General features: G+C 53.1%; 17 protein-coding genes. 4 read left to right on the forward strand and 13 right to left on the reverse strand.

Annotated features, from left to right (window positions below):
- Window positions 1–6: 6 nt before the first annotated feature.
- The 13 genes from R3I13_RS13115 to R3I13_RS13175 form a co-directional block, all read right to left on the reverse strand.
- A complete protein-coding gene (locus R3I13_RS13115; RefSeq protein ID WP_346318412.1) occupies window positions 7–3864 on the reverse strand; it encodes a glycosyltransferase family 2 protein in 3858 nt (1285 codons plus the stop codon).
- A 3-nt stretch (window positions 3865–3867) separates the two neighbouring features.
- Window positions 3868–5208, reverse strand: a complete 1341-nt coding sequence (locus R3I13_RS13120) for a glycoside hydrolase family 2 TIM barrel-domain containing protein (RefSeq protein ID WP_346318413.1) — start codon at window positions 5206–5208, stop codon at window positions 3868–3870.
- Between the two features lie 207 nt (window positions 5209–5415).
- Window positions 5416–6456 carry a DUF4998 domain-containing protein gene (locus tag R3I13_RS13125; RefSeq protein ID WP_346318414.1) on the reverse strand — a complete coding sequence of 347 codons (1041 nt, stop codon included), beginning with the start codon at window positions 6454–6456 and terminating at the stop codon, window positions 5416–5418.
- A 20-nt stretch (window positions 6457–6476) separates the two neighbouring features.
- Window positions 6477–7655 carry a DUF5000 domain-containing lipoprotein gene (locus tag R3I13_RS13130; protein WP_346318415.1) on the reverse strand — a complete coding sequence of 393 codons (1179 nt, stop codon included), beginning with the start codon at window positions 7653–7655 and terminating at the stop codon, window positions 6477–6479.
- Between the two features lie 27 nt (window positions 7656–7682).
- Window positions 7683–9596, reverse strand: coding sequence for a RagB/SusD family nutrient uptake outer membrane protein (locus R3I13_RS13135; protein WP_346318416.1), 1914 nt, complete (start codon window positions 9594–9596; stop codon window positions 7683–7685).
- A 21-nt stretch (window positions 9597–9617) separates the two neighbouring features.
- Window positions 9618–12839, reverse strand: a complete 3222-nt coding sequence (locus R3I13_RS13140; RefSeq protein WP_346318417.1) for a TonB-dependent receptor — start codon at window positions 12837–12839, stop codon at window positions 9618–9620.
- A 660-nt stretch (window positions 12840–13499) separates the two neighbouring features.
- Entirely contained in the window at window positions 13500–15059 is a 1560-nt protein-coding gene (locus tag R3I13_RS13145; protein WP_346318418.1) for a carboxypeptidase-like regulatory domain-containing protein, read from the reverse strand.
- The gene (locus tag R3I13_RS13150; protein WP_346318419.1) at window positions 15056–17290 is read right to left on the reverse strand and encodes a hypothetical protein; all 2235 of its coding nucleotides are present in this window, start codon (window positions 17288–17290) and stop codon (window positions 15056–15058) included. Before R3I13_RS13150 ends, R3I13_RS13145 begins: the two co-directional genes overlap by 4 nt.
- 4 nt (window positions 17291–17294) lie before the next feature.
- Window positions 17295–18593 (reverse strand): serine protease, encoded by a 1299-nt coding sequence (locus R3I13_RS13155; protein ID WP_346318420.1) that lies wholly within the window; start codon window positions 18591–18593, stop codon window positions 17295–17297.
- Between the two features lie 224 nt (window positions 18594–18817).
- Window positions 18818–19234 (reverse strand): DUF1801 domain-containing protein, encoded by a 417-nt coding sequence (locus R3I13_RS13160; protein WP_346318421.1) that lies wholly within the window; start codon window positions 19232–19234, stop codon window positions 18818–18820.
- Window positions 19235–19266: 32 nt separating this feature from the next.
- Window positions 19267–19737 carry a DUF6644 family protein gene (locus R3I13_RS13165; protein ID WP_346318422.1) on the reverse strand — a complete coding sequence of 157 codons (471 nt, stop codon included), beginning with the start codon at window positions 19735–19737 and terminating at the stop codon, window positions 19267–19269.
- Entirely contained in the window at window positions 19737–20090 is a 354-nt protein-coding gene (locus tag R3I13_RS13170) for a DUF6152 family protein (protein ID WP_346318423.1), read from the reverse strand. Before R3I13_RS13170 ends, R3I13_RS13165 begins: the two co-directional genes overlap by 1 nt.
- Before the next feature lie 49 nt (window positions 20091–20139).
- Window positions 20140–21183 carry a HAMP domain-containing sensor histidine kinase gene (locus tag R3I13_RS13175; RefSeq protein ID WP_346318424.1) on the reverse strand — a complete coding sequence of 348 codons (1044 nt, stop codon included), beginning with the start codon at window positions 21181–21183 and terminating at the stop codon, window positions 20140–20142.
- Window positions 21184–21278: 95 nt separating this feature from the next.
- Here R3I13_RS13175 and R3I13_RS13180 point away from each other — a divergent pair, with 95 nt between their 5' ends.
- The 4 genes from R3I13_RS13180 to R3I13_RS13195 all read left to right on the forward strand — a co-directional run bounded on the left by R3I13_RS13180 (window position 21279) and on the right by R3I13_RS13195 (window position 25484).
- Entirely contained in the window at window positions 21279–22208 is a 930-nt protein-coding gene (locus tag R3I13_RS13180) for a dihydrodipicolinate synthase family protein (protein WP_346318425.1), read from the forward strand.
- Window positions 22209–22299: 91 nt separating this feature from the next.
- A complete protein-coding gene (locus R3I13_RS13185) occupies window positions 22300–23493 on the forward strand; it encodes an AAA family ATPase (RefSeq protein ID WP_346318426.1) in 1194 nt (397 codons plus the stop codon).
- Window positions 23494–23677: 184 nt separating this feature from the next.
- A complete protein-coding gene (locus R3I13_RS13190; protein WP_346318427.1) occupies window positions 23678–24268 on the forward strand; it encodes an RNA polymerase sigma-70 factor in 591 nt (196 codons plus the stop codon).
- Between the two features lie 52 nt (window positions 24269–24320).
- Complete coding sequence (locus R3I13_RS13195; protein WP_346318428.1) at window positions 24321–25484, forward strand: FecR family protein; 1164 nt, start codon at window positions 24321–24323, stop codon at window positions 25482–25484.
- Window positions 25485–25750: the final 266 nt, after the last annotated feature.

Genomic DNA, 25750 nt, shown 5'->3' on the forward strand with positions numbered 1-25750 from the left:
CCTCCGTCACAACGGCGTATTCAGTGTAACCGTGGCCGTTACCACGCTGCGCCCGCGGGCGGCAGTAAGGTAAAGGCGGTAGGCCGAGGGATTGAAAGGCACATCCAGCGCGATATCCGGGCCTTCGCCCAGGCGTTTCATCATCACGGTTTCCCCTCTCCTGTCCTTCCGTACCAGGTGCCATTCGTAACGAAGTGAAGACCCTGCTTCGGCGGCCAGTCTCCAGTTTTCGCCATGCCGCACCACGGCCCTGTACACCAGGCGGCTGCTTTCCTTCGCGGTTTCGGCTGGCCGCAGGATATTCACTCCCGGCAGTATTTCCGGCGCCACGGCCTGCTTCCACAATTGCTGCAAAAGGTAAAACCCGGGCTTGTATCTTCCTTCATGATCCAGCAGGCCGTCGAAAGACAGGCCGCCGGCCGAACCCTGGTCCTGCCAGGCGGTAATGAACACGCCGCCCGCATCTTTCCTTATTTTTCCATAATCCTCTGCAGACACTGCGCTGATGAAGTGCGGCGCGGGCACGGCAGCTATCTTCACCAGGCTGTTCGCATCAACCGGCGCAAGGCCTAATGCAGCCGCCTGCGGGATCTCATCGCGCAAATACTGGCTCAGCTCCACTATATCCGTATCCGCTTCGATATCTATGGTAACGGGCCGCTCCGGGTCTTCTTTCCTGATATCCGCCACCAGCTGCTTCAACCAGGCGGTGTACGCCTTTTGCTGATACAGGTAATCGGGCTTGTGAAAACGGAGGCGCAGCATCGGGAAAGCGGTATTGGTAATATACCAGGCGCTGATCTCCTGATGATCTTTCAATGCTCTTACATGCTCCACGATCTTCTCCGCCTGCCCTGCCAGCTGCTTCCCGCCGGCAATGGCATCTGTAATGGAAGGCAGCCTGAACCCGTAATGAATCTTCATGCCCGTTTTTTCCGCGGCGATAAAGATATTCCGGTCATACACGCCGGGGCCGTAACGCCGTATGGTATTGATACCCATCCTGCGCATCTGCGCAAAGTCGCTGGTAACTTCTTTCCGGGTAAGCATATACAGGTTACGGAACCAGTTCGCCCCTTTCTGGTAATTGACCCCGCGGATGGTATCCATCCATTGCATGGCTTTGGGAACGGCGCCGGGTATACGAACATTTTGGATTTCTTTCACTCCTTCAACCACAGCGGCCGGGCGTTCGTATGGAAGCGCTTTAGCCACCGGGGCGCCCGTGGGCGTACGGATATAGTGGAGCGATTTTGCCGGCCCTGTTTTGGCGGCATTCAGTTTTCTCATGACGTGAAAAAATCCGCCGGGGTCATCCAGCCGCCAGTCTATACTGCTCACACCCGCACTGTTCGCAGGCACATTCACGTCGTTACCAGCATTGAACAGCACGAAGGCCTTTATTTCCCTGAATTCGCCCGCAATATCCTTCACTGCATTTTCCAGCCATTGCTGCTGCCCTTCCGGCCGGATGCTGCCGCCTTCCGCCACCATCACGGGAAGGCCTGAACGGTAAATATATTTCCGGTGGAAAGGCTCATACAATTCCCGGAAGGAATACGGCTTCCCGTCATGGTTCAGCGCGCCATAATTGAGACCGGTCATGCCGATCCAATCCACGTAGGCCATACCGGGGAAATAACGTTCCGCCGCGGCAGGCTTCCAGGGATTCCAAACCCATATCACGTTGTATACGCGGCGGCTGGCAAAAAAATCATGCACATACCGCCAGCCGTCCTTGAAGTCTTCCGGCGAATTGCCGCCGGACGGCGACCAGGGGTAAGCGGGATTGTCCGGCTCATGGGCGAAGCGGATATACACGGGTTTATTCAGCGCCTTCACCTGCCCGGCAAACCGCTCCAGGTAAGCATCAAACCGCCCGGCAACAAGATGTTCGAATACATTTTTATCTGATTGCAGATCGGGATCCGCAGCGGAATAACTGAACCCGGAAACCCAGGGCTCCCAGGTGATCAGCGGCAGGGAGCCGTTGCGGTAAATGTCCCGCATCAGCTGCGGCGGTAAGTCGCCGCGGCCATCGTCGCCCCAGGGGATGTAGAGTGAAATGATATTGAACTGCGCGCTGAATTTTTCCTGCAGGCCGCGCACTTCCGCCATGGAAGTCAGCCCGTTCTGCCCGGCAGGACTATATAGCCCCGTATAGAACACACGCTGCCGCCCGTTTTCAGACAGCGGAACAGAACCTGTATGCCTGGCATTGCCGAAGATATAGAGCGTAAAGAATGACACGAACAGGATGATCGGGAACGCGAAGATCCTCAGCCCGGCATATAGCAGGTGCCGGAAGTTCCAGAACTGCTGCTTCGCCAATTTATAATACACGAAGCTCTGCCTGAACAGGCGGAACCGTTCACGCCAGTACCGGATATCCTTTTCACGGCTCACCACGATGTTGAACAGCATCACCGCGAGGTTGAGCCCCGCTATGCCCGCCATAATCCAGGTGTAAGGGTTCCATTCGATCTGCAACCCATAAATGATGGCGGCAAGGGTGCAAACGGCCACGAGGATGTTGGGGATGTTCAGTTTCCAGTTATCTTCTTCCCGGTCGTCTTTCGGCGTGGGAATGTAAGGCACTTCCTTTCGCATCAGCGTGTACGCAAAACCCAGGATGTGCACCCACCAGGTGCCGATCAGCAGGAAGCCTCCCAGCACGTGGTTCCCGCGTTCGCCCCGGCCCATCACCCAGCGCTGTACAAAATGCCGCACGGCCAGCGTGGCGCTCAGAAAGGGAAGCGCCAGCAGCGTGAACTCTACAAGGTCCATCCGGAACGGGATCACGCCCATGACGAGGGAGAGCACAGGCACGAGGAAGTTGATCAAAAATATAAAACCCGACAGGTAATGAAACGGAATGGTACCGTAATGGAAACGCTGCCGCCAGCTGAATTGCTTAAAACGTTTCGGGAAGGTGGTCACAAACAGCTCGAAGGTGCCGCGCGCCCATTTGAGCTGCTGCTTGTAATAAGCGGATAAAGTGGAAGGCACCCTGCCCTGCGCCAGCACCGCCGGCAGGTACACGGACTTCCAGCCTTTGGCATGCAGCTGCATGGAAGTATGCATGTCTTCCGCCAGCCCGGCCGCGTGGCCGCCGATGGAATCCAGCGCGCTGCGCCTGAAGGTGCAGTTGGCGCCGATGGCCAGCACGGTGCCGTAGCGGTTCATAGACATCATCATGGGGCCGTAGAACTGGAAGGTTTGCTGTGCCGCGCCCTTCGCGATAAGGCTGTCGCCGATATTGTAGTAGGCCTGCACGATCTGCACATACCCTACTTCTTCGTCGTTGAAGAACGGCACGATGGGATCGAGGAACTCAGGCACGGGCACATGATCAGGGTCCAGCACCACGCAGAGGTCGCCGGTGGCGAACCGGAGCGCGTTGTTGATATTCCCCGCCTTCGCATCTTTCCGGTCGCTGCGCGTAACATGCCGCACGCCCAGGCGCCGGCATACTTCGCGGAGATAAGGATCGTCCGCCTCGTCGCAGAGCCAGGAGGTATGCGGGTACCTGATGGCCTGCATGGCCGTGAGCGTTTCCACGACCATATCGTAGGGTTCGCCGGCGCAGAAGGTGGTGAAAATATCGACCGTGAATGGTTTGTTTCCTTCTACCGGTTTAGGAACGGAAATGAAAAGGTAATGATACCATTCGTGCAGGATGCGCAGGCAGGAGAAGATGGTCGCTGTTACGAACATCCAGTACAGCGGCGCGTGGGTAATGTTGGCGGGTTTCAGCAGGTTATATAAAAAACACCCCAGGCTGATGGTCCCGATCAGGATCATCAGCCGCAGGGAGAGCAGTTCACCTTTCGTTGGCGATGGCGCTTGTTTCAATTCAGACATAGATCAGTTCAATACATAAAACGGCGTGTTCGCTGTGGCGATATTTCCATTTCCATCCGCAATGCTGACATAGATGCGGTAAGGGCCTTCCTTTACCGGCGCTTTGAACAGCAGCCTCCTGCCGCTGTCTATACCAGCGAGCGTATCCAGCAATGCCGCCGGCTGTTTTTTCTTTTTATCGTTTTTATACCAGTCTTCTTCCATGATCTGCCAGCGCACGGAAGCGATCTTCGCTTTGTTGTCCCCTTCCAGGAAAAACTCGGCGAACCGTGCGCTGCCGGGCCGGAACATCAGGTTGTCCCGCGCGCCTTTGCCGTCTATCAGCATATATTTCAGCCGTGGCAACGCAGTGTCGGGTTTTGTCCTTTTCCACAATTCCTTCATCACCGCCACCGATTCCGTAGCCCCGCCCGAGTCGGAGAACATGCTGAACCAGGTAGGCGTCACTTCCTGCTTCGCACCCCAGAAAAAAACGGTGGAACCCAGGAAATTCGGATGTTTCAGCGGCATGAGGCTGCGGTACATATGGCGGTAATGTTCTGCTTTTTTGGTGCTGGTGTTTTCCAGCGGAGCTTTCCAGGCCGTCACTTCAGACTCCCAGGGTCCGTATGCGCCCCATTCCATCACCAGGAAGGGGCCGCTCCACAGCCAGTTGTATTTTTTTAGCTGGCTGTTCAACTGTTCCAGCTTACCGAATGTGTTGAAGGAAATAAGGTCCAGCCCCGGCACTTTGTTGCGGATCATCATTACCTGCGCGATATTGAAATTGGGAATGGTAGTGGTAACCGGATGATCGGGATCCGTGGCGTGGATCATGTTCAGCATGCGGTTGTATGCTTTGTAGAATGCACTGTAGCCCGGTTTCCAGGTCATAACAGGCTCGTTGCCCAGGCACCACATCAGCAGGGCAGGGTGATCTTTATAACGGGCAACGGTGCTGCGGAAAGCCTCTGTCACCGCACTTACTTTTTCTTCGTCCGCATAAAAATAATCGCGGTACACGCTCATGGGCAGCGGCAGCCCGACGATCACCGCTATATCGTTTTTCTGCGCTTCGTCCAGTACAGCAGCCAGCTGCAGGGTATCGTACGTCCTGATAGTATTCCCTCCCGCTTCGCGCAGCTGCGCCAGGAAGGCGTTGCCGGTGGCGCCCTGTATGAAAAAAGGACGGCCGTTCCGGTAAAGGGTATACCCGCCGGCTTCTTTTTTGATAAAGACTTTCCGCCCTGTATCACGGTAGGCGGAGGCGTAACGGTCTGGGATCAACGATAATACAATGAAGAAAACGGGCATTATCACGAAGATCGGCATGTACGTCCACAGCAATTTCCTGAGTAATCTCATATTACCCTTTTTTATCAAATTCATCCAGGCGGAAAAGTAGGCAAAGTCGGGGGTTTGCGGACTACTGATAGTAGTAGTGTTGCAGCAGGGAACTGCGATCGCCGCTACTTGTTTGGATATGCGTTTTCTACGGTTGTTCCGGCAGGAAAAAAGGCCGTCCCGGCTAAACCCCGGACGGCCTTTATCTTTCACTAATACGCCTTTGGTCTATTTCAATGTCAGCGTTTCCTCCACTACCCGGTCGTCGCCCGCGGTATTGGTATAAGCGGTTTTCACGGTGATGATGCCTGTAGCTTTATCGTATGAAATACTGTGCACGATAAACGAACCGGCGGCTATGGCTCCCGCCATCGTGGCATTGGGCGCTACTGTCATCGCTGTTCCGTTGTAGGAAAAAACATACTTCCACCCGTTGCCGCCCAGGTTGGCATAGTCCAGCTCTATTTTATCGGCGCCGAGCGCGGTAGCGGTCTTATCACCGGAAAGCGCATTGGTGCCTGCCACCACGTTATTGGAAACAGGGCCGGTGTAATTGGTCCTGACCCCGCTGCTGGAATATACGCCTGCGAGTGCGTTGGATTTGATCAGCGTATCGGGTTTGAGGGTGTAAAAAGTGTCTATGGCTGTGGCTTCCGGCAGGTAAGCCGTTTGTACCAGCAACTTGGTGTTGTATTGATAATCCGGCACCAGCGTGGTTTCATCCCTGCCGGGCACCCGCATGGTTTTGACCGTTCCGTCGGTGGCGGTATAGGTCAGGCGGGTGAAGGGGCTGCCGGGAGAAACGGGCGTCCAGGTGATCTTCAGGCCGCCCTTAGTAACGGTGGTGGCGCTGGCGCTGCGGTTGCTGACGCCGCTTTCGTATTGCGTGCCGTACGCGTTGCCTACTGCAAATATGGGAATGGATTTATTCCCCGCGGCGTCGTAAGTTCTCACTTCAACGCTGATAGCGCCTTCGGCCAGGTTGTTGATAAACGTGCGGGCCGTATCCACGAAGCCTTTGCGCTCAACCGCCACTTCCAGCGAATCCTGCCGGTTGTTCCAAAAGATGCGGTATTTGGTGATCTTGGGATCGGAGGTGAACAGCCCGGTGAGTAATACCCGGTTTTTGCCGGCCAGGATCTTTACGGAATCCATTACGCCGGGGTAAGGTATTTCACCGCTGACCTGGTATTTTTTATAGTCGTCGCTTTTGGTACAGGCCACAGCCGCCAAAGCGATCAACGCAAGTGATATTATCTGTTTTTTCATGTCAGTTTTTTTGATCAGTGTTACATAGGCGCGCCCCAAAGTTGCAGTTGCGCAATGCAGACGCCAAAGTGTCCCTGCCAGGTGCGCAGGCAGCGAAAGCGCAGGTATTTGTAAGGCGGCAGGCCGGGAGGAAAATCGAATTCCCATCCGGCTATGGCCTTATCACGGTCGGCGCCGGTTTCGGTGCCATAGGGCTGCCCGGAGGGTTTGATCACTTCACCGTCTATCAGTTTGGTCCAGCTGGCCCAATCGCCGGAGGGGTCAGGGTTGTTGGAGCCCCATACCTCGAAAAACCGGGGGGAGCCCCGCACGTAAAACTGGGAGCCGAGCTCTTCGTAAGGCCTGATCTTAATGCGGCTGAGCACGGCCGTTTTGCCGAGGTTGATCGTGAAAGATTGCGGCGAGCCCGCGGCCTCATCCACGAATGCACTGGGCCACCCGCGGCCAGCCCTGCCGTCCCACATCATTTCCTGGTTGGTGCCGTACACGAATTTTGCATCGTTGGGCAGCTTAACGGCGCTGAAGTCCAGCCGGTTGAGCGCCTGCTCAAAGATAGGCTTCAGTGAAACATACAAAGTGTCTGTATAATTGAGGAAACGGTCGCGGATGGCGAACGTGAATTTAGTGAGCACCGTGTCCATTCCGCGGATGTTGCGGTTGATCAGGGAGTCTTCCGTATAGATGTTGTCCAGGTTGCCGTAGTGCCCGCTGCCGGTCGTATCCCGCATGGGCATGATCACCATCGGGTAACGGAATTTGTTGATGGCCTGGATGTTGATCCCGCCAAAGGTAGCCACTACTCTCAGGTCCCGGAAAGTGAGCACGATAGGCGCCACCAGCGGTTTTACGGTGATGGTCACCGGTTTTGATGCTTCTTCCCCGCGGTTTACGGCATACAGTTCTACTTTATGTTCCAGCGTATCGCCAAAACCATCGAGCGTCATCCGGTTGGTGTAATACGACGCCTTGATCTCGCGTTTGGTGCCTTTGCCCACTTCATATACCGCTTTTACATACGAGAGGTCGGGGTTGGAAGGCAGCAGGTAGGTGATCTCCGCAAACCCGTTCCCGTTGCGCACTTCCACCTTCGACACTTCGCCGGGCGCTCCCTTGCTTTTTTCCACGGGTTCGTGCAGCACCTCCTCTTTACAGGCGGCGGCCAGCACCAGCAGTATTGGTATGATCAGATATTTTTTCATGTTCGATGCGATTTTTGAGATGAATAATTACCAGCCTGGATTTTGCACCAGGTTCTGGTTAACGCGTATATCTCCTTCGCTGATAGGCCAGAAATAATCTCTCGGCACTACAAAACGCTGGGCGAAGAACGTAAGGGTTTTATAATAAAGATTGATGTCAGACTGATTGGTATCCCAACCCTGGATGTTGCCGTTCAGCTGCACGCCGGCTTCTTTCCAGCGCCTGAGGTCCCAGAAGCGCTGCCCTTCAAAGGCAAGCTCCACGGTCCTTTCATGGCGGATGATAGCGCGCATGCCGTCTTTGGAGCTGAACTTGCCGGGGTTGCTGGAATAGTTGGTCCATGATTCCACCACGGTCTTCAGCCCCGCGCGTTTCCTCACCTTGTCCACGTAATTATGCACGTCTGCAACAGGCCCCTGCGCTTCATTGAGCGCTTCGGCGTAAAGCAGGTAAAGATCGGCGAGGCGGATGCCCGGCCAGGCGTAGTTTTCAACGAAGATGCTGTTGTTGGGCTGCCAGATGAATTTCCGGTTCACAAGCTTTTTAGGGTAATAACCGGTGATGGGAATGGCAATGCCGCTGCCGAATTGCCCTTTTTTGGTTTGCACCGTCCAGGTATTATCATCTGAGTTGCTTTTGCTGTTAGACATGTACCAGATACCTCCGTCGAAGCCCAGCGAGGCATAGAAACGCGGCTCCCGGTCGAAGTTGATGCGCGCGGTGCGGTAGCCTTCTATCAGGTTGTATTTCTCCGCGGTCACCGCTGTTCTGAGCTCAGTGGGATTCGCAAAGTTCAGCGTCTTGTCTTCCGTGATTGGCACGCCATTGTGCGAGTAGAACAGCGACACCATTTTGAGCGTGGGCGCCATCACCGCAAAAGAACCGGTGTTGGTAGCCTGGTCAGGGTCCGTATGCGCCATGGCAAGCGCCTGCAGGTTAAAGGTCAGCGAGTTGGTCATCGGCCAGATCGATTCGCTGTTCAGCGGTTCTGTTACGGCGCCGCGCAGGCTCATCTGGATCCGTGTGGTGTCTTTTATCCTGAACTCGGAAGCCGGGGGAAACTCGTACAAGGCATGACCGATAGCCTCAGCGGCCGTGATGGCGGCTTTGCAGGCATCCGCCGCGCGCTGCCATTTTGCAGGGTCGAAAGTTGGGTTGAACAGCGCCTCGCCATCTTTGTTCCTGAAATTATTATAATCCGGGTTGCCGTTAAACAACGGGCTGGCGGCCATTACCAGCAGCTTGGCCTTCGTTGCGGCGGCTATCACTTTCGTGAGGCGGCCCATTTCCGTGGCGGTGTTCTGGATGCGGTCAGGCAAACGGGTGGCAGCGGAATCCAGCAGGTTGGCGATATAATTCACCGCTTCATCCACCGGCCGGCGTTTCACCCTCATTTCGGAGATCGGCGCATCGATCGAAAGGTTTTTATCGACGATCACAATCGGGCCGTACTGGCGGAGCAGCAGGTAGTGATAATAGGCTTTCAGGAACTGCGCCTCCCCCGTCCAGCGCGTCCGCATATCGGCGCCCAGGTCGGGGATCTTTGAAAGGTCCCGCACATTTTCGAGGAATACGTTGCAGTCCCTGATAGCGCGGTAAAGCGAGCCGCCGCCGCCCCAGTAGTCCACGTAAGGCGCAGCCTTGTTCTGGTTGCCGCGGCCGATGTTCCAGACGTAGCTGCTGATCCTCACGGTCGGAAACTCCATCCACATTTCATCCGCTCCCATAAAAGCAGGATTGGATTGCAGTTCACCGTCGTCAGGCAAATAGGAATAACAGGTGAACAGGTATTTCTCTGCTTCGCTTTGCGAATTGAATGCAAGGTCTACGGTTGCAATGTTGTCCGGCGTTACATCCAGGAACCCTTTCTGGCAGCCCGGCAGCGACGCCGCCGCAAAACCGAGGCCCAACATGACATATATTAATCGCGTTTTCTTCATAATCATAACTTTTTGGAATCATTAAAACCCGATGAGGGCGCCGATGTTAAATACACGCTGCACGGGATACCCGAGCCCGTTGCCGCCCATTTCAGGATCCCACATTTTAAACTTGCTGATCGCAAACAGGTTCATACCGCTGAGGTATAACCTGCCGCTTTGCAGCCCTATGTGGCGCACCAGGTCTTTGGAGAAGTTGTATCCCAGCTCTGTCGTTTTCAAACGGAGGAATGCGCCGTCCTGCATCCACCAGGTGGAGGTTTGCAGGTTATTGTCCACGTAGGTGTCGCCCAGGCGCGGCCAGAAGGCGTAGGAGTTGCGGTTGTCCTCAGACCAGTGGTCTTCCGCGATCACATTCAGCAGCCCGCTCTGGCCGCCGTTTACACGCTGGTCGATGTCAAGCGGGTTGACGGGATTGCGGATGAACGGTGAAATGGCCATGGGATTGATAAAGAAGGTGCTGCGCGCGGACCCCTGGAAGAACATGCTGAGGTCGAAATTCTTAAAGCCCACAGTAAAGCCGAAACCATACATGATCTCCGGCTGATCCGGCAGGCCGATAGGCACAACGTCGTCTGTGGTGATCTGCCCGTCGCCGCTGATGTCGCGGTATTTGATATCCCCGGCCATGTAATCGCCGATCTGGCGGGGAGCGTTGGCCACATCCTTCTCGTCTATGAAAAGGCGCTCGGCCACCAGCCCGAAACGTTGCCGCAGCGACCAGCCCACTTTCGAAAGGTGCCGCCGGCTGGCGTCAAATTCCGGTTCTTCATTTACCAGCAGCTTGCTGGTGGCATACGTGAAGGTGCCGCGCGTGGTGATCCAGAAATTGTTGCTGAAGTTCTTCTTATAATCCAGCGCCAGCTCGGCCCCTTCGCTGGAAGCCTCGCCGGTATTGGCCTGCGGCGTTACCTGCAGGCCGACTGTAGACGGTATGTCCGCCCGCGTCATCAGGATGTTGGAGCGTTTGTATTTGTAAGCGTCAATTGTGATGGTGAGCGCGTTCCTGAACATCGTCAGGTCCATGCCGTAGTTCAGCTGCCGCGATTTTTCCCAGGTCACGTTGTTGTTGCCATACCGCTGGGTAGATACGCCCGGCCGGATGTAACCAAAACGCTCGCCGAAAACCGCGCCGCGGCCGCCGTCGTTGAGGTTCACCTGCGAGAGGAAGAAAAAGCGGTCCACATCACGGCCGATCTGGTCGTTGCCCACCAGCCCGTAAGACGCCCTGAACTTCAGGTTGTCGATGGTATTGCGGAGGCCGCTGAAGAATGATTCATTAGACACGACCCAGCCGATACCCGCCGAAGGAAAGAAGCCGAAGCGGTTGTTCTGCGCAAACCTTTCGGAACCGTTATACCCGAAGTTGAATTCCATAAGGTAACGGTCGGCAAAGCCATAGGTAAACCTGCCGCTCAGGCCCAGGTTCCTTTTGGGGAGCGATAGCTGCAGGTTTGTTTCGCCGCCGTTCAGGTAATTGAACATGCGGCCGATGAGCATGCCGGTAACGTTATGTTTACCCAGCGTGCGGCCGTAGTTCATTTGCGCCTCCATATAAGTGGTGGTATTCTGCACGCGCTGCCCCGGCCTGAAATCGAGGTACTCCGTCGGCGCTTCGCTGCCGATCTGCCCGATGCCCGGGATGTTGTTGTTGAGATGATAAATGCCTGCGGGCGTTTTGCCATCTTCCGTAAACACCTGGTAGTAGTAGGGATTGTACATCCTGGCTACATCGAAGGCGGAGTAACGCGTGGTATAGGCCATTACCCTGCCGCTGAGGCCGGGCGTAAGGCCAGACATATCCTGGTTGAGCTCCAGCCTGGCATTGAGCGTGCTTTTATTACTTTGCTGGTAGCCGCGTACTGCTTCCGCATAGGGATTGATGTACAGGTCGCGGGTGGTGCCGGGGATAAGGGAATTGCCGAACAGCGGGTGCTTGGCATATGGCAGGTAGCTTTGCGGGTAGATGGCGGGAAATGCTACAGGATTTGCCGTAAGCACGCTGGCCACAATGCGCGAACCGCCGCCTACCGGGCCGTTGTAGTCGTCGAACTGCCCTCTTACGCTCACCAGCGCCCTGGTGGTTTTAGTGAGCTGCAAGGTTACGTTAGATAATACGGAGTAGTTGCGCAGTTTGATGTTGCTGTTAAAATCATTGATGGGGGCGATCTTCAGCGTACCGTTGTCCACGTTGTACGTCATGGCAAGATAATACTGTACTTTTTCCGTACCGCCGCTCACGTTCATGTTGTAGCGCTGGTTGCTGGTGTAATCTTTCAGCATTTGATCCACCCAGTTGTTATTCGGGTACAGCAGCGGGTCGTCGCCGGCTGCGGTATGATCTATCTTGTTTTGCGTGTAAGGCGCCGCGCCCAGGGGATTGCGGGTCAGCGCGGCTTCGTTGGCCAGGTTCATGTAAGTGATATTGTCGGCCATTTTGAAGTTCTGCGTATTGGATGATATGGAGTTTTCGCCTCTTACATTGAACTTCGTCTTACCTGATTCGCCCTGCTTGGTGGTCACGAGTATTACCCCGTTAGCCCCGCGGGCGCCGTAAATGGCGGAAGCCGTGGCGTCTTTCAATACGGTGAACCCCGAAATATCATCCGGCTGCAGGCGCGCCAGCGCGGTATTATCGCTCTCCACGCCGTCGATCATGATCAGCGGGTCCACCTTGCCGGTGCCAAAGGTCGCGACGCCGCGGATGAAGAACTGCGCATTGTCCGCACCGGGCTCGCCGGAGCGCTGGAAAGAAACAATACCGGAGATGCGGCCTGCCAGCATCGTGGTGAGGTTACTGGTGGGGCCTTTGATCTCTTTAGGGTTGATGGTGGCTAAAGAACTGACGAGGCTCGTTTTTTTCTGCGTGCCGAACCCCACGATCACCACATCGCCGAGCGTGGCGGACGCTGGTTCCATCTGCACGTTGATGGTACTGCGGTTGCCAATGGCCATATCTTTGGTGACGTAACCTATGAAGGTAAACGACAGCGTGTCTCTGCCGGCAGGCACCTGCACCACGTAGCGGCCTTTTTCATCCGCGCTGGTGCCGGTTTTGGTGCCTTTGATCAACACCGTCACACCGGGGATGCCGTTGCCTTTTTCATCTACGATGTTGCCCTGGATGCTCCTGACGGACTGCGCCCAGAGGCCCGGGCTGCCGAAGAGGCATAATAAAAAGAGAGGGATGCCCGGCCAGTTGCGCGCACGCAAAAGCCGATAGCATAGGATGCTAGTAGTCATTTTTTTCATACGTTCATTGTTTACTGTTTTTACGGTATTACTGTGGAATTTTCATTGTAGCAATAAAGGGGAATGCCGGCCCGCATACCTTTTGCAGTCCCGCTTATAGGCATATTGTATAGCACAAGGCGCCGCCCGGATCTCATTTAAGATCCATCAGTCATCTGAACCCCTTTGTGCCGGGAAATTTAGAATTTGATCTGGTTGAATAGTTTAGGCATCAGGTCGTTTGGTTACGCACTGTTAAGTTGTTCACTGTTAAATTGTTCACTGTTTATTGTTCACTGTTATTTATTCGCCCGTTTGGTTGTTCACTCCCGGAGATGCTGTATCGGTCCCCCGGCTCCGCTATATGGCGGTTACAGCATAGGGACCACACCGTTCCGGTTAAGAATTGATCATAACGTTTATTTGGATAAAAATAATAGATAGCTCCCAACGGTACTTTACATAAATTGCTTAATTATCCCCAGAAATTAACCTGTTTGTAGCGGGATTCCGCAAAAATTGATCAAAATAACTGTGCCGGCAAATGTTGCAGGAACCGCAGCCATTCAGCCGGCACAAGCATCAGCGAGCGCATATTTGGAACCGTTAAGAGCCGGGGTCAACGATAATACAATAAAAGAAAACGGGCATTATCGCGCAGACCGGCGCGGCCTATTGCATCTTCACCGTTTTAAGCATTCTCACCGGCGACGGCGCGATGGTAACGGAATCCGCGCCTTTCATGACCACCTGGCCGCCTACCATCACTCTTGCCCGGATGTAATATTTGCCCTCTTCCATGTCCGTGATCAGTCTCTTGCCATTTTTACCGGTGCTCATTTCATAACTGAAGCCCAGGGTGGTATCTGCCGACCATAATACGCGGCTGGTGAAAAAATAGAGCTTCGTATCGTTTACCGGCGTACCATCCGGGTCCACCGTGGTGATCTCCAGTTCATAGGCATTTACTTCTTTCCGGAGCACCAGGTCTGCCGCGGTTTGCCCGGCGGCATTCACGAAAGTGGTGAGCATGCCTTTGTATTTAATATTATTCAGTTCAAACCCGGCGTAGAGATAATAGTTACCGCCCGGGATACCGGGGAAACTGATCTTCCCATCCTGTTTGGTGGAGCCTGTTTTGTAATGTCTCTCGCAGGACTGCGTATTGAACTGCAGCGGGTTATTGAAGAGGCACACGGTGATATCCGGCAGCGGGTTGCCGGATTCATCCACGACCTTCACCAGCAATTCGTTCGGCACCACCTTTTTCATGACCAGGTCTATGGAGGTAGCGCCGCTCTCCTGCACGGTAGCGGTCGCCTTGCCGACATAATCCGTGTTGTTCTGCGTGGTTTTGGCATACAGGTAATACTCCGCGGGCAGCACATTATTGATCTTCAGCATCCCATCCGCCCCGGTGGAATCGCCGCGCATGCTGCCGTCGCAGGCATCCGTGCCAAACAGCAGCGGGTTGTTGAAGGTGCAGACCTTTATTTTCGGCAGCACATTCCCCGCTTCGTCCACCGTTCTGACCTGGAGCGTATTTTTCACCACCGGGCTGGTTTGCAGGAAAATGGTGTCTTTCCGGATGCCGGAGCCCGAAAATTCGATGGTCTTTTCCCCGGAAATGCGCCCTGCTTCGTTGGATGTTTTGGCGCGGACGTAATATTTACCTGCTTTGAAATCATAGAATACAGCCCGGCCATATTGGTCGGTCATTACCTTTGCGATGCTGAGTTTGTTCGTGGTATCTGCATCGAACACTTCCTTGTTGTTGAACAGGCCGGTTTCCACATCTTTCAACGGTTCTCCCTGGGCGTTCACGATGTAGAGCAGCATGGCGTTCTGGCGGAAAGCATCGTTTTGCGCCAGCAGTTCCAGCTTGTCCTGCGGGGCCATTACGGTATCGTAAACGGATAGCTTAACGTGTTCCACGCTATCCGAGAAGAATACCAGGTATTGTTTCCCGGAGTTGAGCCTTTTGAAGGTGAAATTACCATTGGAATCGGTGAGCACGTGGTAGATATAGTTCAGTGAATCACCGTCCGGGTAGCTGATGAATACCTTTTTTCCGCCCAGCGGCCTGATCGCGCCGTTTCCGTTCAGCGTGTCGCGGTAGCTGAGCTGCCCGGCAATAACGGCGTCTCCTTCCAGGTCGTCTTTGATATTATTCTCCAGCTCGCAGGCGGTGATGAAAAAAAGGCAGGTAAGTATGATGATTAACTTTCTCATTTGTCGGTCTTGTTAAATACGTTGACAATTCTCAGCACGATATTCGGGTCGAGATTTACACCTACGAAGGGGCCCGCGCCGCGCAGCACATCGCCCTGTTTCAGAACCGCGTTGTTCCGTATCTCATACTTCGTATGCCTGTAGAGATGCGCGCCACCGGTGATCTTGAGGCCGGGAAGGATGTCGTAGGAAATACCGGGATAAAAATGGTACATGATCTCCGGCACGTCCAGGCCGATGAATACAGAAAGGCGGGAATACCAGGGGCAAAGTTTGCTGTGGCCCCAGTGATTATCCAGCATATTGATGGGCTTCGCGTAAATATTAAGCCCCACTACAAAGCTGGTCGTCTTTCTTTTCGTAGTGATGCTGGCGCCGGTGGCTTGGCTGACCTCGAACTTATTCATCGCGTAAGATTGGTCGGGGATGGTGAACATCAGGCCAGCGCTGGGCACCATCCATTTCAGTTTCGCATTTTTGGTGGAGAAGGTGGCCAGCTTGAGCGTGTCGGTTTTTGCGCCGTTGGGCACATAACCTCTTACAATATAATTGACCTTATAATCTTCATCCAGCTTTTCCGCCGTCAGAATTTCGGTTCTGTACACGGGCTTGCCGGATCTGGACTGTACTTTGGCCGTAGCCGGGGGAAGCGAGCTTTCATAAACATTTCCATACGTCATGGCAATGGCGAGGGAATCCTTTTTGGCAGCATCTTTCAGCGCTATGAACCTATTATAGATACCGGAATAAGCAGTCAGTAATGCCCGGATGTAGTTGTCAGTCTTTCCTGACCTGATATGCCCATCTTCAACATATTGGGTCAGCGAACCATGGTTTGACGCTACCGATGCGATATAGGCATTATATTCATTTTTTTCCTTCAGATCCTTTTCCATCAAAGCCAACACTGTTTTTATATCGACGATATTGTCGTTCATTTTATTCAGGCCGGCGTATGAGGCCCGCTTGTCATCCGATTTGACAGTAACGCCGGAGGTCCAGGCGCTGGTCAGGAAAGTGGTTAACGAACTAAAAGTTTTGTAAGTCCCTCCCAGGATGCCGATGCCTTCATCTATGCTATTCATCGTGTTGTTCCTGCCGTTATGCCTTACGGTATCTTTCATGACCAGTTCCAGCGTTTCGTTGGCGCGGGTATTATGCATATTTACCTTTACCTGCTCATCTCCTCTCAAAGGCTGCTCTATGGCTTGTTTTTTCTCTTTGACAGCCGTTCCCGACAGCCTGAAATAGTGAATGTTCCGCGTGTCCCGTTTTATATCGGGAGACAGCAGTATCTTATTCAGCAGCTCGTCTGCCATCGAGGCTTCTTTCAACAGCGATGTATTCCGGGAACGTGATAAAAGCCCGTTTCCCGGTTTGATGGCCGCCGTATCTTTCCCCTTTCTCTCAAACGGGTTGATCACCGCTTCACCGGCACGCAGCCATATCCAGTTGGTAAAATAATCTGTCCCGATGATTTCCTGAATGACCGGGTCGGTATCTGTATCGTAGGTGATATCTACCATTTCAAGCGAGTCTGCCTGCGTCATTGCGTTCACATCTTTGGCGCGTATTGTTTTCACACGGTCCAGTAATGCCTGCAGATCATTTTCCTTCCGCAGGTAATCGCCCACCGACCATTGATCAAAACCGGTTCCGGGGTATGTGTCGTTATAAAGGTCCGCCATCATTTTGTTGAACAGGTTCTCCTGCCGCAATTCCAGTATATAGGAGCCTTCATTTTCACCGGTTGCTGCTTTCGCCAGCGGCACCACGGTGGATCCGGTAATGCAGCTATCGTTCACTTTATACCAATCGCCTGCGGCAGTTTTGCCGCGGAGAGTTTTCAGGTGCTTGTAAAAATCATCCAGGTGCGAAACCGTTCCAGGGTCCGCATCCTCTTCCAGCCACTTTTTGAGCGCGGCCAGCTCCTGCTGTACTGCGTCCAGCTTTGGTTTTCCCCACAGCCTGAGGTAATATTCATAATATGCTTCGTTCGGGTTATCGAGGTTCAGCATGGCGGCGGAGATCTTCTCTACAAAAAATTCAGCGATCCGCTTTTGGGGAATACCGGCGTTCAGCGTGCTGTTTATCGTCATCCGCACCAGTTTTCCCGGCTTCCTTAATTCAAAATCATTTATTCTGCCCGCGGTATCCAGCGATACCTGCTGCGCCCGCATGGCTGTGCCGCAGCACAGGAACAGCAGGGTTAAGATCAGCTTTCCTTTCATCAGGTTATCTGTTTAAAAATTGCTTGAAATATGATGTGCGAAGCACTTTTTCCCCTTTTGAGCCGGAGCATTCACGATGCCCGCAGGTGATCACTTTGCTGCAGACTACATCCTTCAGGTCAAAATCCTCCGATCCTTCCACGAGGTAGCCTTCTACCTGGTGTGTGCGGGCATTGAAAACAGGCGAGCCTGAATTGCCTTTGTAGGTATCGCTGTCTACCATAAAGAAATCGGGGCTGGCGCTTTCCAGCACCCTCACTTTCCCGGCCAGCTTCAGCGGGATGCCGACGGGGCAGCCGATCACATAAAGGGAATCGCCTTTTTTGATGTTTTTGCTGTTAAAACCAGGTACCCGCCTGGGGTCCACTTTCCTGTCAAGGGTTACTACGCAGATGTCCATGTTGCCAAGCTTCAGGAGCCGTGTGCTCCTTGCCCTAAACACGCAGGATGCCGGGAACGCGGTTCCAGCCCCGCGCCTTGGGTCTACGATGTAGTCGAACACGAAATACTGCCGCATGATATTGCTTTCACTCTGCTCGTGCGCCGTGGTGATCAATGTAACGCTGTCGTACACGAAAGCGCTGCAACCGGCTGCAGCAGGCTGGTTCAGGAACCGTTCGGTGTCGCAGTAAGTATAGTTCTCGCCAAACCGTGGGTAATCGGTCAGCACGTAATCGCCTTTAGAATTGCGCGTGAAACGGGAAGCGGGGATCACCGCCGCCACGCTTTTGGCATTGCACATATCTGCACGCTGCGGGTTGGGGCTGGAGAGATCGTCGCAATTGTACACCACTTCTTCCCGGTTGTCCTTATCATACACTACCAGCCTGTCGAACCGCAGGGCCACACGCTCATATAAGCTCATAGCATCGTTGAAGTCCAGCGAATGCAGCGGTTGATTTTTGAGGATGATGCGGCGCACTTCATCGCGGGTATAATTGTTTTTGTAAGGAAGCGGCACTACGGTATCTCCTTTCATTTTCCCCGCCCTTCTTAATATCTCCAGGAACACTTCTTCCGGCGTGTATTCTTCCGTCAGCATATCTACCCGCGTCAGCTGGTGCGGCGCAAAATAGGTGGGCTTGTAGATCTTCGGGAAATACTCCGCCATCGCGCTGTCCGGTATAGGAAAATCAACGATCTCCCCTGAAGGCCAGCGCCCTGGTACTTTTCCGGGATCAGGAACAGAGCCGGGCACCGTCACCGTGCTGTCGCCAGCGTCCGTGGTAGCGTTATTGCTTTGCTCATTACAGGAAAATAAAAAAACGGATACGACTGTAAAAAGAACCGGGGTCAGTTTCATCAACGTTTCAATTAGTTATAGGAATAAATGATAATTACTAGCGTCTCTGTTATTTGGGATCTTTGCTCTTCATTGGTTGACGACCGAAAATTACAGGCTTCCCCGGTGATTTCAAAATATTCTTTGTTAAATCATTCATTCAAACCCATATATACCTAGAACTAGGTATGCGGGAAGATGGATCTTTGAGGATCCGGGTACACACAAACATGCCTGAATAGGTTTTATTTCTCTACTTTCTCCAGCCAGGCTTTGATCACGCCCTGGAGGTCTTTCGTTCTTTGTTTCACTTCATCGAGCGAGGAAAATTTCGCCATCCTCCTGCCATCGGGATATTTTCCTTCCAGCAGGCCCGTCTTATCGTCTACCACCGCGCCTGTCGGGAACACCAGCAGCACGAAGTCGTTTTTATGTAGATTGAACACGACGATATCCCTTTTGTATTCTTTCGGGTCGAATGCTTTCATTTCACCGGTATAGCAGAAGCTGGGCGAGTTCCATTTGATCTGCTCCCCGATCTCCGGGTCCGCAGCCAGCACGGTTTGTCTCAATGCCTCCACTACTTCCTTCAGCGGGTGGCTCAGCTGGCTGAAATATCCTGCTACCGTTTCTTCCGGCCCGGGCTTCCTGTTTTTTGCCATAGATACATTTTCAATAAAAATAACCATTCAGATCAATAAGCCAGCATCCTTCCACAGGCGATAATAGCAGTCCACAGTACGAGAGATGCTATAGCAACGGCTTTCACCTTCACCGGCAGCCGCTCCCGATCATCCGAAGGCCGGAATACACGGAACAAAAACGCATTGCCCGCAGCCAATGCCAGCAGGCACAGTTTTGTCCAGAACACAGGATCGTTGCCCAGTGCAACGGCGTTGGTGATAAAAAGCAGGATGCCGGAAGGGATCACGAGCCACAGCCCGCGCATGGACCAGGTGAGCAAATGTTGCGAGAGGCCGTTCACCGGCAGGTGCTTCGATGCGCCGAGCAACCGCAGGTCAAACATTACGGCAGGGCCCACCAGCACTACGATGCCGGCGATGTGCACGATCTCAAGGAAAGGGTATAACCAGGCAGACTGCCGGATGGAAGCCGCCGCCGGCAAATGTTCCAGGAACTGCAGCCATTCAGCCGGCACAGGCATCAGCGCAGTTCATATTTGGTACCGTTGATGAAGATCCGTTCTGCGCGCATTTCATCTTTCACTTCTTTGTGCGGGTAACCTACCACGCGCACCTCGCTGCCTTTTTTGATCATCTCCGCGGAAACGCCGCGGTCGCGCATGCGGGTGACCGGCGCCAGTATCACTGTCCATATCTTTTTGTCCTGGTTCACTTTGATAACGGTGTGCGGGTTTTCGTACACGGAAGACTGGATAGTGCCGGTGTAGTCAAGCGTTTTGTTCTGGTCGTAATTGGCCCAGCCATGATGCGGCGGCGTAAAGGAAACGAATGCGGAGAAAAGAAGGAGCGCGAAGATATTTTTTAGTAAGGTCATACGATGGGTATTTAGTGATTACTAATAAAGATCTGTCATCCTAAATATATCAAAATTCCACCGAAAAAACATGCAATGACTGGTCGAATGAATAGATCACGCGCCAGCCGTAGCGGTTGCAGATCTGCTGCACCAGCGCCAGCCCGAGGCCCGTGCCCGGCGATTCGGAAGAAGTGCCGCCGAAGCGTTTGAACAGCTGTTCCTGCTTCAGCCCCACCGCGCCTGCGTTCGTGATCATCAGTTCCTTTTCTGAAAGGCGAACAGCAATGGCCGCGTTGGCGGGACTGTAACGGATGGCGTTGGTGAGCAGGTTATTTAGCAGTATTTCCACCAGTATCCGGTTGCCTTCCACTTTTACATTTGGGCGGATATGGGTTTGCACGGTCAGTTGCCTGCTTTCGGAGAAACCGGAGAACAGGTTCACCGTGCTGGTCAGCAAAGCGGAAAGGTCTATCTCTTCCTTGTCCATAAACTGGCTGTTCTCGATCTTGGTGAGCAGCAGCAGGTTCTTGTTGATGCGGGTCACCCTGGCCAGCGCCTTGTTCGCATCCTCGATGATATTGTATTGCTCATCCGTCAGCGAGCGGGTTTGCAGCAGCAGGTCCAGCTTGGATTGTATGATGGCCAGCGGCGTTTGCAGCTCGTGGGAGGCATTGTCTGCAAACTCTTTCTGTTGCGTGTATGCGGCAATATTACCCGTGATGAGCTTGTGCAGGCTGCGGTTCAGCTCCGCGAATTCTTCGATGTCGGGCTCTTCGAACACCACGGTTTCCTGGCGGTCCAGGCTGAACTGCTTGATCTGCCCCAGGCTTCGGTAAAAAGGCTGCCACAGTTTGCCGGACACACGGCGGTTCAGCAAAATAAAACCAATCAGCAGCAGGATGAAAAACAGGACCGTGAGCAGCGTCACCGCTCCGATGATCAGGTAACGGTCTTCCCTGCCGGCCTCCGGCGTGAGGGTGATGTTGTGTTCATCGAACTCGTATTGCAGCAGCATGCTGATGGCAAAGTAATACACAGGGATGCTGAAAACCAGCACCAGCGCGGCATATACGATGAATTTCTTCAGCGACCTGTTCAGTAACTTGCTCATATTTCCCAAATATAACCCCTTCCGCAGAGGAACATTCCGGATTTTTACTATTTTGTACATTTGTAGGACATATTTAAATTCTACGATTCAACGCCATGATTCCTTTACAAAGCCACGAGATCCGCGGCAACTGGGCCACATTGCTGCTGCCCATCCATACAGACGACAGCATCCATTACGACCGCCTGGCCGCTGAAATAGACCAGCTGATTGCCATGAAAGTGGACGGCATTTATTCCAACGGCACTGCGGGGGAATTCTATAACCAGACCGAGCAGGAGTTTGACGAAGTGAACGGCCTGCTGGCGGAAAAATGCAACAGCGCCGGCATGCCTTTCCAGGTAGGCTGCAGCCATATGAGCCCGCAGATATCCCTTGAGCGGCTCAAAAGGGCGATAGCCCTGCAACCATCCGCCATCCAGGTGATACTCCCGGATTGGTTCCCGCCCAAAATGGATGAGATCATTGCCTTCCTGCGCAAGATGGAAGAAGCGGCCGGTTCCATCCGTCTTATTCTTTATAACCCGCCGCATTCCAAAGTGAAGCTGAGCCCTGCCGGTTTCAGGACCATCCGCGAAGCGGGCATCCGGCTGGCCGGCTGCAAGCTGCCCGGCGGCGATGCGGCCTGGTACAAAGAAATGCTCGGCCTCAACCCGGAGCTGTCCGTTTTCATTCCCGGCCATCACCTTGCCACCGGCGTGAGATCAGGCGCGCACGGCGCCTATTCCAACGTAGCCTGCCTGAACCCGCTCGTGGCCCAGCAGTGGTACAACAGCATGCATACCAACATGGAAGCTGCGCTGGAACTGGAAGGGCGCATTCAGCGTTTTATGAATGAACAGATCGTGCCGTACATCACCCAACAGGGATATTCCAACCAGGCGGTAGACAAATTCCTCGCGGCCATCGGCGGCTGGGCGGAAGTAGGCACGCGCCTGCGCTGGCCGTATAAATGGATACCGGAGGAGGAAGTGGATGCTGCGAGGGAAGTGTGCAGGGAGTTGTTGCCGGAGTTTTTTGCGTAGGGATTTGCTCGTGGTAGGAAAAAATGCAGAGATTAAAAAATGATCTCAACCCAAACCAAAAAATGCTTAATTTTGATCTGAAACCAGATCAATGGAAGAATTATTTAAATATCAATCGGGACTCCTAAATAGAATTTCTGACAGGTTTTTCAGGCATTCTTATCCTCATATCAGGTGGCAGGAAAGATTTGTTGGCATCAAAGGGCTCAGGGGCGTTGGCAAAACCACGCTCTTGTTACAATATCTTAAATTTAACCTCGGCATCAGCAACAAACATCTTTATGTAACACTGGACCATCCCTATTTTTATAATAATAGCCTGTATGACCTTGCCCAATCCTTCGTCCAAATAGGAGGCGAAACACTGTTGGTAGATGAAGTACATAAAATAAAAGATTGGTCTAACCAGATTAAGATCATTTATGATGGCTTACCTGATTTACAGCTTATTTTTACCTCATCTTCCGCATTGGACATTTTCAGAGGCAGCGCGGATTTGAGCAGAAGGGTTGTCACTTATCAGCTCGGAGGCCTTTCATTCAGAGAATACCTTGAATTATATCATAATATCAGGTATCCTGCCATACCATTGGAAGAACTTATCAAAGAACATCAGGCTCATGCTTCCGTCCTTATACAATCGTGCAAACCGCTGGCATTCTTTAAGGATTACTTAAGGGCCGGCTATTTCCCCTTTAGCCAGGGATTAACTGCGGAAAGCTTTGAAACACGATTGGTCCAAACACTGGAAGTAGTATTAAATGAAGACCTTTCTTACATTGAAAACTATTCTGCCGACAATATTTTTAAAGTAAAAAAGCTATTGGGTATCTTGGCGGAATCAGTTCCTTTTACAGCCAATATCTCGTCGATTGCAGACAAGCTGGGCATTGGAAGGAATACCATTAAAGAATACATTCACGCTTTGGAAAGAGCCGGGCTCCTGAACTTTTTAAATCGTGAAGGCCAGGGGATCAGTATGCTGCAAAAGCCGGACAAAATTTATCTTGAAAACACCAATCTCTCATATGCTCTCAAATCTAACCCTGAAGAAGGCACACTGCGTGAAACGTTTATGCTGAACCAGCTTAAAAATGCTGGTAAAAAAGTCTATTTACCTACCCACGGCGACATGAGCGTTGAAGGATATACGTTGGAAATTGGGGGCAGAAATAAGAAGGATAAACAGGTAAAAGACATTGCCAACAGTTATATCGTAATGGATAATCTCGAAACGGGATTTATGAATAAAATTCCTTTATACCTGTTTGGGTTCTTATACTAGCTTTGAACGCCCGGAGAATATTCATTTTTTCCGGCAGCCCTTTCAACCTAAGGCGATCAATCCCTTTTCCGTAAATAATTCTCCCCTCCCCCGTTCACATATTGTACCATCACTTAGTAAATCCTTTTTCTTACATTTAACTTCAAATCAACCAAAGGATACAGGAAAGTGAAGCTCCTACAGCATGCATACTCAGACAGATAGTGAAGATATTCTACTCAAAAAGATCTCAGGAGGCGACCAGGACGCCTTTCATGCGATATATTATCACTATGCGCCCCGCCTTTATGGCAAGTTGCTGAAAACACTCCATTCCGAAGACCTTGCTTCCGAGATCCTGCAGGAAGTATTCCTCACCATCTGGCAGAAACGCGCGCTGATAGATCCTTCCCGCTCCTTCCGCTCCTATTTATTCAAGATCGCAGACAACCTGGCCATAGAGCTTTTCCGGAGATCCAACCGCAGCCAGGCCGTAATGGACCGGCTGCTGGCCGCTTCCATCGACCATTACACCCATACGGAAGAATGGCTGGAACAAAAGGAAAAGGCCGGGCTGCTCCATAAAGCCATCGAAGCGCTGCCCCCGCAGCGCAAGACCGTGTTCATCCTCTGTAAGCTGGAAGGGAAAAGTCATGAGGAAGTGGCCCGCATGCTGGATATTTCCCCTTCCACTGTTAATAACCATATCGTAAAAGCCATGCAGAGCCTGCGCAGCTACCTGGCGGACCATCCGGACGCGGCGGGCATGCTGCTGCTGTATTTCCTGCTCCAATAATTTTTTTTCAGGGGCAGTAGTTATTATCCTTCTCTTAACCGTAATAGCTATTATGGAAGAAATGTACCATGAAGCGGAACTCCGTTCCCTCTTCCGCAAATATTTGCAGAAGAACTGCTCTGAAGAAGAGGTCAGGCTCCTGATGTCCTATTCGGAGCAGGAAACATTTTTCCCGCTCTGGCAGCAGCTGCTGGAAGAGATTGACGAAGAAAGAAGCCGGGAAGAGCTGTACAGTCTTTACAAACCCGCTATAGACAATGCTTACGCGCAGCTGTCTGCGCGCGTGGAAGCGCCGCAAAAACGACAACCAACCATCAAACGTTACTGGTGGGCAGCCGCAGCCGCCGTGCTGTTGCTGCTTTCCGCCGGTATCTATATCTGGCGCCAGCCTGCGCCGGTTCAGGTGGCGCAGCAGCTCGATGTGCTTCCCGGTACGGACAAAGCCACGCTTACGCTGGCAGACGGCTCCGTGATCCCGCTGGACAGTGCGGGCAGCCAGGTGCTGCTGCAGGGCGCTACCTCCATCCGCCAGCGGGGCGGTCAGCTGGTCTACGATGCGGGCGCAACAGCAGATACCGTCGCCTATAATACCCTGCATACTCCCCGCGGCGGCCAGTTCCGCATTACGCTGCCCGATGGCACCGGCGTGTGGCTGAATGCCGCCTCTTCATTGCGTTATCCTACAGCGTTCACTGGTAAGGAAAGGGCTGTAGAGATAACCGGGGAGGCTTATTTTGAAGTGACGAAAAACGCGCGCATGCCCTTCCGGGTAAAGATCGCAGGGCAGGCGGAAGTGGAAGTGCTGGGCACCAGCTTCAACATCACCGCGTATGAAAACGAGCATACGATCAAAACCACGCTGGTGGAGGGTTCCGTCAGGATGCGCGCGAAAGGACAGGCGCTGGTGATGACGCCCGGGCAACAAGCCGAGCTGAACGCGGCCGGGCAGCTGCGGATCGTAAAAGGCGCCAATGCCGCGCAGGCTACCGCCAAAGATGCATTCTTCACTTTCAACAAGGCGGACCTGCCCACGGTGATGCGCCAGCTGGCGCGCTGGTACGACCTCGAAGTAGTGTACGAGGGCACGATCCCGCAGGCAGAGTTCACCGGCGACATCGACAAATCGCTTACGCTGGACCAGGTGCTGCAAGCCCTGGCCCGGAACCGGATACATTACAGGATCGAAGAAGGCAGGAAGCTGGTCATCCTGCCGTAAATACAACAGATGGGAAAATTCTAAAAACCAAAATCATAGAGTAGTACAGCCTGTCAGGCGCTTATAGGCACAAAAAAAACCGGGTCTAAGATTGGACACCTTTCCCGGCTTTTGTTCCGGCGAATGCTGCAGGTGCGTTGAGACTCCTTTTTTCATTCACTTAAACAGTACAAAGGTATGCAATTTCAGAGTATTACCATGCGGCCTTCCCGTGCCTGTACCTTGCGGGAAAGCCTGTCAACCAAAACCGCAGCCGCGCTGCCGCG

The organism is Chitinophaga sp. YIM B06452 (assembly GCF_039655965.1).
In the GTDB taxonomy this organism is placed as follows: Bacteria; Bacteroidota; Bacteroidia; order Chitinophagales; family Chitinophagaceae; genus Chitinophaga.